Annotated in this window: 10 protein-coding genes; all 10 read right to left on the bottom strand. The window is 53.3% G+C overall.

The annotated features are described in order from the left end of the window. Positions 1 to 6 precede the first annotated feature (6 nt). Complete coding sequence (locus B4B27_RS10370) at positions 7 to 1,029, bottom strand: rod shape-determining protein (RefSeq protein ID WP_173365562.1); 1,023 nt, start codon at positions 1,027 to 1,029, stop codon at positions 7 to 9. A gap of 50 nt (positions 1,030 to 1,079) precedes the next feature. Then, positions 1,080 to 1,460 (bottom strand): hypothetical protein, encoded by a 381-nt coding sequence (locus tag B4B27_RS10365; RefSeq protein WP_290726252.1) that lies wholly within the window; start codon positions 1,458 to 1,460, stop codon positions 1,080 to 1,082. 65 nt (positions 1,461 to 1,525) lie between these two features. Continuing rightward, entirely contained in the window at positions 1,526 to 2,818 is a 1,293-nt protein-coding gene (locus B4B27_RS10360) for a hypothetical protein (protein WP_173365560.1), read from the bottom strand. 119 nt (positions 2,819 to 2,937) lie between these two features. Continuing rightward, a complete protein-coding gene (locus B4B27_RS10355) occupies positions 2,938 to 3,873 on the bottom strand; it encodes an AgmX/PglI C-terminal domain-containing protein (protein ID WP_290726249.1) in 936 nt (311 codons plus the stop codon). 3 nt (positions 3,874 to 3,876) lie between these two features. Continuing rightward, positions 3,877 to 4,425 (bottom strand): ExbD/TolR family protein, encoded by a 549-nt coding sequence (locus B4B27_RS10350; protein ID WP_290726247.1) that lies wholly within the window; start codon positions 4,423 to 4,425, stop codon positions 3,877 to 3,879. A 2-nt stretch (positions 4,426 to 4,427) separates the two neighbouring features. Continuing rightward, a complete protein-coding gene (locus tag B4B27_RS10345; protein WP_173381876.1) occupies positions 4,428 to 5,321 on the bottom strand; it encodes a biopolymer transporter ExbD in 894 nt (297 codons plus the stop codon). Between the two features lie 39 nt (positions 5,322 to 5,360). Continuing rightward, positions 5,361 to 5,981: a MotA/TolQ/ExbB proton channel family protein gene (locus B4B27_RS10340; protein ID WP_173365556.1), complete on the bottom strand. Its 621-nt coding sequence runs from the start codon at positions 5,979 to 5,981 to the stop codon at positions 5,361 to 5,363. A 189-nt stretch (positions 5,982 to 6,170) separates the two neighbouring features. Beyond that, a complete protein-coding gene (locus tag B4B27_RS10335) occupies positions 6,171 to 10,019 on the bottom strand; it encodes a tetratricopeptide repeat protein (RefSeq protein WP_290726243.1) in 3,849 nt (1,282 codons plus the stop codon). 46 nt (positions 10,020 to 10,065) lie between these two features. Further along, positions 10,066 to 12,312, bottom strand: coding sequence for a tetratricopeptide repeat protein (locus B4B27_RS10330; protein WP_173381877.1), 2,247 nt, complete (start codon positions 12,310 to 12,312; stop codon positions 10,066 to 10,068). Between the two features lie 11 nt (positions 12,313 to 12,323). After that, positions 12,324 to 13,841, bottom strand: a complete 1,518-nt coding sequence (locus B4B27_RS10325) for an OmpA family protein (protein WP_290726240.1) — start codon at positions 13,839 to 13,841, stop codon at positions 12,324 to 12,326. Between the last annotated feature and the right edge of the window lie 44 nt (positions 13,842 to 13,885).

Genomic DNA, 13,885 nt, shown 5'->3' with positions numbered 1-13,885 from the left:
ACCCCGCTAGTTGGAAGATGCAATCAGCACCGGGCGGTACTTGTCCAAATCCTCGAGGATGCGGGCAGCGCCCTTGCAGACGCACACCAGGGCTTCATCGATCACGTTCACGGAGAGTCCCGTTTCCTTGCGGATTCGTTCGTCAAAGCCGCGCAGCTGGGATCCGCCACCCGTCATGATGATGCCCTTGTCGTAGATATCCGCAGAAAGTTCGGCAGGCGTAATGCTCAAAGCCTGCTTCACGGCTTCGATAATGGCCGTAACGGGCTCGTTCAAGGCCTCGCGGATTTCCGTGCTCGAAATCGTCATCGTGCGCGGCATACCGGCGATAAAGTCGTGGCCCTTGACTTCCATCGAAAGTTCCTCTTCAAGCGGGCTTGCAGAACCGATCTGGATCTTGATCTGTTCGGCAGTGCTCTCGCCCACATGGAGGTTGTACATGGTGCGCAGGTAGCGGACAATCGCCTCGTCCATCTCGTCACCGCCCACACGCACGGATGCGTTGCAAACCGTGCCGTTCAGTGCGATAACCGCGATATCGGAAGTTCCACCGCCAATATCCACAATCATGTTTCCCACAGGGTCTTCCACCGGGATGCCCATACCGACAGCTGCAGCCATCGGTTCATGCACCAGGTGAACTTCCTTTGCACCCGCCTGCTTCGCAGCATCGATCACGGCGCGCTTTTCCACTTCGGTGATACCGCTCGGCACACCGACCACCACACGGGGTTTTACCATCCACAGCGGGTACTTCTGCACGCGCTTGATGAATGTCTGGAGCAAGGTTTCCACCAGTTCAAAATCCGCAATCACGCCATCGCGCATGGGGCGCACGGCGCGCGTCTCGCCCGGGGTCCTGCCGAGCATCTTTTTCGCTTCGAAACCAATCGCCGACACGCGATTGTTCTTGCTGTCCACGGCAATCACCGTGGGTTCGTTAATGACAATGCCCTGGCCTGCCACGTGAACGAGCGTGTTCGCCGTACCCAGGTCGATACCGATATCACAGGAGAAGAGTCCGAACAAAATATGGTCCTTTGAAAAGGTGAATCCTTACAAGCGAAAATATAAAACTTTTATTTCTGCTTTTCCTTGCGATCCAAGGAATCCTGCCCGAATTTAAGCGCCTTGAAATAGCGGTCCCACTGCCTAGCATGGGCGTCGTAGCGGTACTTGCGCTTCTCGTGCATCTGGATGTCCTGATAAATGAAGAAGTCCACCTCGGCATATGCCGAATAAATAGCGGCCGTGTCACCCTGGAAAAGCCTAAAATCCTTGATGCGATAATAAGGGGTATCCAAGATGCCGCTCCTATCTCCAGAAGCATGGATTGTCTGTGCGACGATGAACTTCAAGTCTTCCTGCACATAGGTGTTTAATTTGTTCTCAATGCGGTCGGTCCGTTCGGAACAGCCGACAAGGAGCAAGGCGACCAAAAGGTATATGACTCTTTTCATGTCCTAAAAATAAAAAGAAACGCCCTCCAAAAGAGGGCGTTCCTCAATAGCTTGTCCGTTCTCGACTAGAAGGAGTAAGTCGCAGAAATTCTGGAGAAGATGCGGCCTTCGCCCTGGAACGGGTTCCTGAAGAGGAGGTCTTCGGCAACCGTCACGTCGATCTTCAGCTTCTCTTCGATGTTGATACCGAAGCCAAAGCCCACGTGGTCGTCGGCAGTGCCATCAGCAAGCGGGTTCGTGCTGAAGAAGTTGCCGTCGTCGTTGCAGACGCCGTTCTTGCCCTTGTTCTTGTCGTGCTGGTCGCAGCTCGTGTAGAGGATAGACTTCTGGCCACCCACGCGAATCACGAACCAATCCCACCAGATGTTACGTTCGATACCGAAGCTGATCATGCCGCCGATGTCACGGCGCTTGTCCCAAGCCGGATCGTCGTTGTTCTGGGAGTTGTAGGTAGATTCACCCGTTGCATAGTTGTAGGTCCAGTCGTGAGCCTTCAGCTGATCCCAGATGAAGTCGGCGCCCAACCAGAAGAAACCACGGTCGAGGGCGACGTTGATACCGACACCGACCTGCGCATGCTTGTTGTCGATGCCCGGGGCCTCGATGAAATTCGCGGAGAGGGCCGGAACGAGTTCGCCGTCAATCGCTTCGAGAGTGAAGAATGCACGGGACTTGACGAGGAAGCTAAAGTCGCCGTCATCGAAGAAGTTCTTGTGGTCCGGACCGAACTGGATTCGGGCAAGAGCGAAGGAGAACTCGAAATCGATGTTGCCACCGAACTGCATGTTCAAGCCTGCGTCGGCCTGCACGATGGAAGCGTAGGCGTTGTCATCGACCTGGTAGAGGCCGCTCGGGGTCTCAGTACCGCCATCCTGATGCGCGATGTAAACGTGCAAGCCCCAGGCGTCTCCGCTAGAAAGCGTACCACCGAGGAAGCCATCGAAGTTCGTCACCGTTTCAGGGACCCTGGAAATCACGCGGGCATTCTCGCCAATCACGTATGTCGGCAAGAAGCGAGCGAGTTCATTATTGATTCGTCCGAAGAGACCGCCGATGGAGAGACGCGGATCCGGATTATTCTCGTCACCGAGGGAGAGCGAGAAGATGCCGCCGAAGTTCGGGAACATCGGGTCCTGGTTCGTACCGGCAGGGACATCCTGCGTGTAAGGACCGAATTCACCGATCAAGTAATTCGGGTAGAGATTGATGTTTGCAGGGTTGTCAAAAATGCTCACATCATCCATGATGTACGTGGTATTTTTGCCCATGGATTCGATACGGGCGAAGGTTGCAAAAGCAGAACCGACCCCGAGAATGCCAAAAGCTGTTCCAACGGCAATTGCAGATCTCAACTTCATTTGAGGACTCCTATTAAAAATTCTAGTATAAAGTTAGATTAAAATAATCAAAAACGCAATAGAAAAATAAAAAAAGACCAAGCTTTTTGGGCTTGGTCCTTTTTTCAGCCAAATACGGATTATTCGGTGAAGGTAAACGGAATCGTCACAGTCGTGTTACCAGACTTGACCTTGCTGAACGTCCACCTACTGACAGCGCTCTTGACCTGAGCATCAAATTCGCCGTAACCGGTGGTGGAAGACACAATGGAAATACTGATAACTTCGCCACCCGGAGCGATCGTGAACTTCAAGGTAACCTTACCCTGGAATCCCGGTTTCTTCTTCAGGAACTTGTTATAGATGTGACGCAGACCCGGAGTACGCTGGCGCACGACCTTCATGATGTCCGCAGCGGAACGGGATCCGCCACCGGCACCCATGTCGATATCACGAGCAGACGGGGTCTTGATGTTACCCTTGGCCTTAGTAGCGATACCGCCACCGCCGCCACCGAAGAGGCCTGCAAGGCCGTCGCCGATACCACCGGCGCCACCTTCGGCATAACCTTCGTTGAAGCCGCCATCAGCCTTACCGCGACGACCACCGAGAACGGTCTTACCCGTCGTCTGGAGGCCAGCCACGTCCTTAAGAACCTTGTCGATGTCCTTGGTGAACTTCTGGTTCTTCATGAGGTCGTAAGCAGCAGCACTGGCAGTCTTGGTCTGGGCAGTAAGGAGCTTGAGCACGCCGCGAGTCTGCGGAGCGTTCGGCTGGCCCTTACCACGCGGCTTACCACCGCCACCGGCCTTCTTACGAGGCTTCTTGGGTTCTTCCTTCTTCTTCTCTTCCTTCTTTTCTTCCTTCTTCTCGTCCATGGACATAGAAGCAGTCAGGTCCGGACCTTCCGAAGTGTCGAAGATAACTTCATCAACGACCGCTTCGTACATGGAAGCCCAGAAAGAAAGGGCGAGAGCGACAAGCACGGAACCGCCAGCAATGGCGCCCATCTTCTTGTCGGATTCCGGCATCAAAGATGCAACTAACGGATCTACAGGAGTATTTTTCTTAGCCATAGATTATTCCTCCCCTCCGTTCTTTTCCATAACAGCAAAGGAAACGTTCGTATAGCCACTCATCTTCTCGTAACCGGCTTCGCCTTCGGAAGAGGTGCAGGACGGCACACCGGCGATACCGCAGGTAGCCATCACCTTATACATCACGTTGTAAGGGATGTTCTTGTCAATCTGGACAACCACGCTTCCGGCTTCGTCGGCGGGCTGGCCCTGACGCAAGCGCTGATCCACTTCAGCTTTGCGCTTCTGGTAGAGTGTTGAGAGCACAGGCTGAACACAAAGGTCTTCCTGTTCGTTCACGTCCGAAGTTGCCACAACCTTTTCATTATCGACCACGACATTGTTCGCATCGATAACGATGGTCAAGGAAACTTCAGTCGGCTGGAGCTTGGACGTGGAGATCGGAAGAATCAGGTTCTCGGCCTGGGTCAAAAGCTGACCTTCAGCGTCCATGTTCTTGATCATGAACACCAGGATGATGGTCATCATGTCCATCATCGAGGTAATCGAGAACGGGACGTCGTCTGCGTATTTACGAGTTCTTCTAGCCATGATTAACCTCCCAAGAGCGCAAGGTTGATCTTGCTGAAGCCCGCTTCCTTAGAACGGTCCATGAGCTGGATGATCTTGTCGAACTGCGTATCGTAGTTAGCCACGATAATGATGTTGTCGACGTCTTCCAGGTCAATGAACTGTGTATGGATTGCGATCAGATCCTTAGCGATCAGGTCGTAAGCCGAGAGCGGGTAGATGAGATTCTTAGCCGCAACATCAGGTTTCAGCTGACGTGCAGAGTTCGGGGTAAGGGTCGCAAGGGCTGTTCCGGCAGCAGGCTTCTTCAAAGCCGGCGGAGGAGTGAGCCCCATGGGGCCTTCGCCCGGAAGCGAGAGGAAGTCGTTGTTGCCGTTGACATAGGCACTGTCGGCGATCGGTTCTTCGGCCGTTCCGCCGTTCGTGTAGAGAGCCCACATCACGCGGCCCGGATCTTCTTCGGATTCCTTGTGAATAGCCCAAAGTTCGATAGCTTCGATTTCATAGAGATACTTCTCTTTATCCATCTCGCTACCATCCTTGCATTTCGGGCCATGCCCACTTTCTACCGCAGCCTTGACATCTTCAACGGCATGCGTAATCAGCTTGGCATCGGACTTGCAGCGGAACGTCCACATTTCCTTGAAATAGACGTTCGGCTGGAAACCGCCACGGGCACCAATCACGAGATAATCGTTCGTGATGCCGAGCGACAGGTTCAATGCCTGCTGGTCCGGTTCTTGCTGTTCGTCAGTGTTGGTCATCATACTGCGTTCGGGCAGGTTGACCTGGACGATTGCCAGCTTAGAGAAAGCAGCCATGGACAAAAGCATAGGAATCAGGATGGTGAACAAGCCCATCGCCGGCAACAGGTCCGGTTCTTCAGGCTTTGCTGGTTTCTTGACTTCTTTTGCCATGTTTTAAAACTCCATTTAAAAACTAACTTTTATTAGTGATTAGCAAAGGGAGTTGATAATCTTGAGGCCCTTTTCTTCCATTTCCTGGATAAGGCGTTCAGAGTTCATGTTGAGGAAGCCCACAATGACCAGGAGAGGCACTGCGGAGAGAAGTCCTTCAAGCGTCGTACCCATAGCGATAGCGATACCGTCGGAAAGAGCCTTGGCACGTTCAGAAGCGGGTTTGTTAGCCACAGCGTCGAAGGTGTAGATCAGACCGTAAATCGTACCCATAAGTCCGAGCAACGTGGAGATGGATGCCATCACGGAAACAAGGCTAATGTAACGAGTCAGACGCGGAGCTTCAGTCAGGAACACTGCATCGCAAGCAGCCTGCATGCCTTCACGGCCACCGGCGCGGTTAGAAACGATCGCAGACATGATGCGGGCAACCGGGAGGTTGGTCGCATTGGCAAGGCTCAGAGCCTGGTCAAACTGCTGAGAAGAGATGAGCTTACCGAAATCAGCGAGGAACTTGGCGCGGCCCTTGGAGCTCTTCACCATGATGTAGATGATACGTTCGATGGAGATACCGAGGCCGATGATGAACACAGCCAGGATGATCCACATGAACTGCCAACCATCGGATTCAGGGCTGAAGGATTGAAGCATTTTAGACATTAGAGTACTCCTTTAGAGTGTTGTTTGTTGTTTTTGTTTTTTGAAATCTTTGTTCATATTTATTTTTTTTAGAGCAATTTAGGAGGGTAAAACGGGTAAAATTATATTTACTACCATTTCACCCCCTAAAAAACCCAAATAATAGGGGGGAACCCATGAACGAGGTCCCCCGTAAAATAGATTTTACCGCTATTTCTTCTTACCCTTCTTCTTACCACCCTTCTTCTTGGCGGGAGCAGCGGGAGCTGCTTCCGGTTCCGGTTCGGGTTCAGACATCGAAGGTTCGGGTTCAGAAGCCGGTGCGGAAACGCCCGAAGCAATCTGCTTCTGGAGGTCGGCGAGTTCAGCACGGAGCTTTTCGGCCTCAGCCTTCGCATCCTTGATGATTTCGCGGAAAGTGTTGATCCTTTCTTCCGGAGTCATGACTTCGGACTTCGAAATCTGTTCGATACGAGCCTTAGTCTTGAAGTACGCCGGGTCAGAGAACAGCGTAGACGGGTCGAATTTCTCGATCTTTGTTGCAAGAACCTCGTTAGCCTCGTCCAAACTGCGCAGGGTTTCGAACAACTTTGCAGTCCACTGGTTGTCGATACCGTAGTGGGCGGAAGCCTTGATACCCGTAGCGCACTGCGGAATAGCGAGCTGCTTGGAAGCATCGGACTTGTTGGCCAATTCCTCACGGTAGGCCTCCTGGTCTTCGTGCACGGCTTCCATAGCGTCTTCCTTGGTCATGCCTTCTTCCGCAACGTAGTAAGCAACAATCTGCGCACTATCCGGAAGAGGTGCATTCGCGAAGGCGTCAGCCACTTCGACAAACACGGCACAACCCTGGTAGAACATCTCGATATAGCCTTCTTCGGCCTCGATCACGTCCTTGTTGTAGAAGCCCTGGTCGCGGGCAAGGTCGATGTTCTTCTGGAAAATCGGACGGGCCTGTTCGTAGTAGCTCGGCAGCTGCTGCACGATAGTAATACGTTCGGCAAACTTTTCGTCTTCCTTCTTAGCATTCATTTCCTGTTCGCGAATCTTGGCGGCCATGGTCACGAAGAGCATACCCATCTTATTGGTAGAACGGAAGGTCCACTTTTCAGATGCGTAGGCAGCAGACTTGGAGTAGTGGCCCATCGCCTTCTGGAGGATTTCGACCAACTGCTTAACGATCTTCGCCTTATCCTTTTCCTTACCCTTCAGCACGATCGGGTCCATCTTGTGGAACTCGTGTTCGCCCATGTAGAAGGCGGCTTCGGCCGGGACGCCCGGGTCAGCGTTCTTGATCTGGAGACCGAACTTGTCGTAGTTCTTGAGGGTCTGTTCGTAGTCGGCAATAGCCTTGTCTTCTTCCTTGAGTTCCATGTAGGCACGGGCTGCACCGATGTAAGCGGCAATCAGCTTTTCCTTGTCTTCCTGGTACATCTTGATGAAGTTATGGTATTCGGAAGCGGCGAGATCCCACTTCTTAGCATTCGCGTAGGCCATCGGGATGGAGAACGCAGCATCGAGAGCGTAGGTGCTCTTCGGATAATCACGCACGAGATCCTTGGAGCAGCGGATAGCCTCGTCGGTCATCTTCGCTTCGTCGTAGCTCAAGCAGGCACTGTAGAGGAAGCTCGGTGTCTTCTCGTTCTTCGGGTAGCGCTTGTAGGCAAGTTCATAAGTGACAGCGGCATTCTTCTTATCCGGGATGGAATCATACACGGCAGCAGCAAAGCCGATAGCCTGGAAGGCCATGGAATCCTGCGGGAAGTTGTTCGTGATGAAGAGGAACGTCGTTGCGGCAAGCTGCGGCTTGTTATCCTTCTTGTAGGCGGAAGCGGCACGGAGCACACCCTTGATAGTCAAGGGAGAGCCGGCATACTGCTTAGGCAAAATCATGAAGGTTTCTGCAGCCTTGGTGTACTGGTTTGCACTTTCGTATGCGGCAGCGGCTTCGAAGATGGCCTTGTCGGCAATTTCGACCTTCGGGTAGCGCTTCACGAGAGCAAGGTAAGCGTTAGCGCCTTTCTCGTACTGGCCTTCCTTCACGGACTTTTCTGCCATCTGGTAGAGCACGAATGCAATAGCCTTCTCGGTTTCCTTGGCCATCGAGTCGTTCTTGGTGGCCTTCACCTGCGTGTACTGCTTCAACAGCCATTCGAATTCCTTAAGGGCTTCGTCAAGCTGGTTGGATTCCAGGAGGGACTTGGCAAGCATCTGGCTGATGAGCAGGATGTACTGGTGGTTCGGATACTTCGTACGAAGTTCACGGAGAACGTTAACCGCAACAGAGAACTGCTTTGCATTGTAATGGACGAGAGCAGCGTTGTAGGCAAGTTCAGCAGCTTCCTTGTTCTGACCGAACTTCTGCATGTACTTGTCCACCTGGGCGAAGTACGCCTTCGTTTCGGGGAGGCTGTAAGCCTTGACCGTATCGCCCTGAGCCTTGGTCTTCAAGGCCTCTTCGCGAGCCTGGTCCATCATAAGAACGGCGTTGTACGCAGCTTCTTCCTTCTTCAGGAGCGCTGCAGAACCGAGTGCGCGGCGACCATAGCGAGTCGTATCGGTATCGACGATCCAGTTGAACATCTTGGCGGCGTTCGCATGCTGGCCCATTTCCTGGTAGGCGGCAGCGAGGTCGATATGCACGGTGTATTCATCCCACGTCGGCTCGTTCTTGTAACGGGTCAAGAATGCTTCGTAAGCCTTGATAGCTTCTGCATAGCGCTTCTTACCGCCCTCGATATCACCTTCCTTGGTGATTTTCGCGGCCTGCTGGTGATGGTAGTGCGGAATTTCGAGCATAGCGCCACGGATGGCCTTGTCGGCGTTCGCGACGGATTCCTTATACTTGGTGTTCTTCTTGCGCCAAGAGGAATTCTTGTCGTAGCGCTTCACCACAACGTAACGGTACTGCTGGGCTTCGTCGAACTTCTGCTGCACGAGCAAGATTTCGATCATGGCAATATCGGCAAGCGGAGCATCGATGTAGTCCGGGTTAATCTGCATCAAGCGCTTGAAGGACTGGACCGCTTCTTCGTTACGGTCATGATCCTTGTTCTTCATACCGATGCGGTAGTACACGGAATCCTTGAACGGAACCTTCTTGTCCTTGAGGAAGGATTCGGCCTCGGCGACACCACCACCTTCCAAGTCAGAGAAGGAGGCCGCCATGAAGTCCATAGCTTCGGCGCGGAGGTCGTTAGGATATTTACCCTTGTCGGCACCGATGATGTATTCGTAGTACTTGTAAGCAGCAGTTTCGTATTCGGCAATATTGTAGTAGGATTCAGCCAAGTGGTACATGGCGAGGGCCGCTTCCTTACCGGTGAGGTTCTCGAAGCCAGTCACCTTCTTGTAGGCGGCGATAGCGTCCTTGAACTTGCGGTTCATGAAGTGGTATTCAGCGATACGGAGCCAAGCCTTCGGCACGAGACCGTCGTTCGGGAAGTTCTTGACGAGGCGTTCACGAAGCTTGAAAGCCTTCGCGTCTTCGCCACTCGCTTCCTGCACGGCAGCTGCCTGGTAGAGCACCACCGGAATCTTCGGGGCCTTCGGGTACTTGTCGATGTACTCGAGGAAGTATCCCAGAGCCTTCTGGTGATCGGCCTTCGGATACTGGCTGATGTTGGCGCACTTGGCCGGCTTGTTATCGCGGTCGGCACACCAGGCAACATCTTCTTCGTACTGGGCCTGGATGTCCAAGAACTGCTTTTCTTCGAGCATGAACTGGTAGTGACCCAGTTGCTGGAGGGCGCCAGCACAGCGGTCAGAAAGCTTGCCCTTACAGGTTTCGCCCTTGGCAAGCTTTTCCCACTGGGCAATAGCCTTTTTCATACCCTCTTCGTCGAGACCACCAGAACGGCAAGCCTGTTCAGCCTGGTTCTTGATGACCTTATAGGAATTGGCGCACTGTTCATAACCAGATTTGCCCTTTCCGATGGACTTGCACTTGGCAAGCATTTTTTTCGCTTCGCTAGTCTTTTCCTTGCAAGGATCCGATGCGGCAAAGGAAGTTCCAATAAAGGAGCACACAACTGCCGCGACAAGAATGATTTTTTTCATCGTTCTCTATCCACCTATATATTCATAAAAAAGGGGAGGCCCCGGATTACTCCAGGTCCTCCAATTCTTCAAGTTCCTGAGCAGCTTCGGACGAAGTTTCACCCTGACCCATCTTGGTCCTCACAGTAGCGAGAGTGAAGCCGGCGTCTTCGAGGATGCGCTTACGGTTAGATTCGAAGCGGTCACTCTGAAGAGCTCTTTGGGTAAATGCTGCATAATCTTCGATAGCCTGGTTCGCCTTGTCGAAAGTCGGACGCAGGGCTTCGCGCTTGCTCTGCACACGCGGAGTCGGCAACTGGCGGGCAAGGTCAAGAGCCTGGACCTGCACGGAGTCGAACTCACCCTGCATGGCATCGTAGGCCTGGCGGGCGCTGTCGCGGGATGCAACAGAGACTGCGGGCTTTTCGGTCTTCTTTTCGGCCTGTTCGAGAGAAGCGGCGGCCTTCTTGTATTCCTTCTTCATGAAGTAGCAGTAACCCTGAACGAGGTAAGCTTCGGACACGAGGAAGGATTCCGGAAGGTTAGAGATAATCCACTGAGCCGGCTTCATCGCTTCATCGGGCTTGTTCACCTTGAGGAAGGACCATGCAATGCCGAGCATCGCTTCGTCATACACCGGGGATCCGGCCTGCACCTGTCCGTACATCTGAGCGGCGGCAGCAATGTCAGCCTTTTCGCCAGAGAAGTAGATGTGGCCGAGCTTCACACGGGCGGCATCCTGCAAATCCTGTTCGGACTGGTTGGAGTACTGCTGCTCGGTAATGTCGCGGAAGCAGTTTTCAGCTTCTTCCCACTTGCCGAGACGGCTGTAGGCGATACCCATGGTGTAACGGGCGTAGAAGTAGTTCGCGTTACCCGGAAGGATGGCGGCGAGCAGGTCAACAGATTCCTGGTAGAGACCCTGTTCGAACTTGATCTGGCCGGCAATGTAGTCAGCGTCAGCCTTCACGTCGCTTTCACCGAACTTCTGGGCGATGTTCTGGTACTTGGCCATGGCTTCGGTATACTTGCCTTCCTTGTAGTCGATGTTCATCAACTGGAAGTGGTACTTGGCCTTCTGGTCACTCTGCGGATAGCGCTTGATAGCGTCTTCGTACACGGACTTTGCAGCCTTGTGCATACGGAGGTTTTCGAAGGACTTCGCCTTGTAGAACGCAGCCTGGTCCACCAAGTGGAATGCCGGGTACTTGGTCTGAACCTTACCGAAAGCATAAGCGGCTTCGAGGAACTGACGGTTCAAGTACAGACGCATTGCAGCGCGGTAGTCGTTTTCAGGCTCGATCTTCAAGCGACGGTAACGTTCTTCACCGATTTTCTCTTCACGGGTATCGCCGAAGCGAGAAGTAATCTTCACGGCCCAGATGAAGCCACGGTTCTTCTTGGCATAGAGGTCGTCGTGCGACATTTCGAGGTCAAGAGAGAGGTAACGGAAGATGCTCACGTCCTTGACATTCACCGTTGCTCCAGCGACGAAGTAGCCTTCCTTGGTGAAGCGGCCACGCACGCCCAAGTGCGGAGAGAGGTAATAGGTCAAGGTGAAGCTTGTTTCGAGGTTGAAGCCTTCACCACCTTCCGCGTCGTTGTGGAAGATATCGATGAAGGAGAATTCGATCTTCGCTTCGAGGCTCCTGTTGAGGCCACGATAGAAGAGGGAGACGTTCAGGTTGGCCGGGATGATGTAGGCATCATCGCGGTCGGCACCGAAGAATCCCGGAGTAACGAACGAGAATCCGCCGTCACCGTTCTCGGTGCTAACACCCGGCTGAACGACATTCTGCAAGGCAACACCGATAAGGAGGTAGCCAAGCTTCGAAGAAGCAAGCGGGTTGAAGCTGACACCGACATCGGTACCGACAGTCAACTGCTTCACATCATCGAACTGGTTGATATAGAGCACGGAGAGGTCGACACCCAAGGAGACGAGCTGGAACAAGTTGTAGGCGTAGCCGAACATGAAGGCATATTCGCCATAGGACTTGCCTCCGTCAATGGATGCACCGTTCTCGAAGAAGGAGAAACCGAGCGTATGCTTGTAATCCATCGGGAAAGTCAAGCTCACGTATTCCTGGCTCGCTTCACCGCTGATGGAACTGAAGAAAGCCGCACTGAATTCGAGCTGGTCAGTTTCCGCAATGCTTGCCGGGTTCACGTACATGGACGTGTTGCCGCCGAATTCGGCGAACCAGTCGTTCTGCTGATACTTGTGTGGAGCGTAGGTGGCTTCTGCAAACAGAGAGCTCGCAGCCACAGTAAGTCCGAGGACTGACGTTTTGATGAAACTAGTATGCATCATCACCTACTCCTTTACTTGATATCCGTGCGGATGAACTCGATACGACGGTTCTGCGCACGCCCTTCAGGGGTTTTGTTGGAGGCCACCGGCTTGGCATCGCCCATACCTTCGGTCTCAATTCGACTTTCGGAAATGCCGTTTTCAACGAGGAAGTTCTTCACGGCAGCGGCGCGGTCTGCAGAAAGCTGTTTGTTCTTATCCTTGGAACCAACGTTGTCTGTATGGCCGACAATCTTGAATGTAGCTTCGGTAAAGGTTTCCATGATGTCCACCACCTTCATGAGGGAGATGTGGGAATCAGGAGTAATAGTAGCCTTGCCGGATTCGAAGTTCACGCCTTCGAGAACGAACACCTTCTTGGGCGGCTGCGGGACTTCATCCGGGCATCCGTCTTCATCCTTATAGCTGTTCGTAGTTTCAGCCTGTTCGGGGCAGAGGTCAACGCCCTTGCACACATGAGCAAAGTTGGGGAGCAAGCCCTTGGCTTCGACCCACGGATCGCAGAGACCGTCGCGGTCGTTGTCCGCATCCGGGCAGCCGTCGTCATCCTGGTAACCGTCGAAGTCTTCAGCTTCTTCGGGGCAGTTGTCGACGCCCGTGCAGACACTTGCGTATTTATCCGTAACGCCATCTTCGGAAACCCACGGATCGCAGAGGCCATCGGCATCGGTATCCGGGTTACGAGTTTCCTCGACCTGTTCTTCTTCCTTCACGACCTCGACCGTAGTAAGACCGATATCCAGTTTGCCCTTGCCGCGCTTCAGCATCGGCGAGGTGGACTGGCAGTAGTAGTTCGGCTTCGAAGCGGAGTGGTTCATGAACTTCGGATCGAGCGAAACGTTCGTGCGGTTCACCTTGATGAACTGGTTGAACGGGTAGTAGTTCTTGTAGATGTTGTTGTACTCCACCTTCGTCTGGCCGGCGGCCGGGTCGGCGAACACACCGTAGTAGTGGTTTTCCATGAAGATGTTGTTACGGGCAATCACGTTCGTCGGTCCCTTCAGGGCAAGGCCCGAATAGCCGTTGCGGAGCACGACGTTGTGCTCGATGAAGGCGTCGAGGGACTTAGCACCCCAAGCGAGGATGCCGGACCAGCGGTTGCCGAACACCACGTTGTTACGGAGATGCGGGAGCGAAATGAACGCACCGATACCCGTAGCATGGTTGTCCACCACATAGCAGTGGTGAATGTAAGGAGCAGCGTTTTCACAAAGAATACCTTCAAGGCCGTTCCTCACAGTGAAGTGCGACATTTCCGCGCCCGAGGTTCCCATGACAGTCGGACCATTACGGCCACCGTCGATAATAGTTGTCAGCGGATCTTCGCCTTTCAAGACCACACCCATCACCAGAGTGATGTTTTCGTTATAGGTGCCGCGCGCTACCTTGATGGTATCGCCAGCATCGGCGTTGCCGAGAGCGTCGCCAATCTTCTGGAATTCGCCAGGCACGTTGATAATCCTTGCCATGGCGGTTCCGGAAAGAAGCAAAGCCCCGGCCGTAATGAAGACCAGTTTCTTTAGGGTCATACTGCTACGTTTCTCCAATCATAGAACACATAAAATCGTTTGTT

The sequence above is a fragment of the Fibrobacter sp. UBA2449 genome, from assembly GCF_002342555.1.
GTDB lineage: Bacteria > Fibrobacterota > Fibrobacteria > Fibrobacterales > Fibrobacteraceae > Fibrobacter.
Note: the sequence above shows the minus strand (reverse complement) of the source record. Positions and strands in the feature narration are given on the sequence as shown.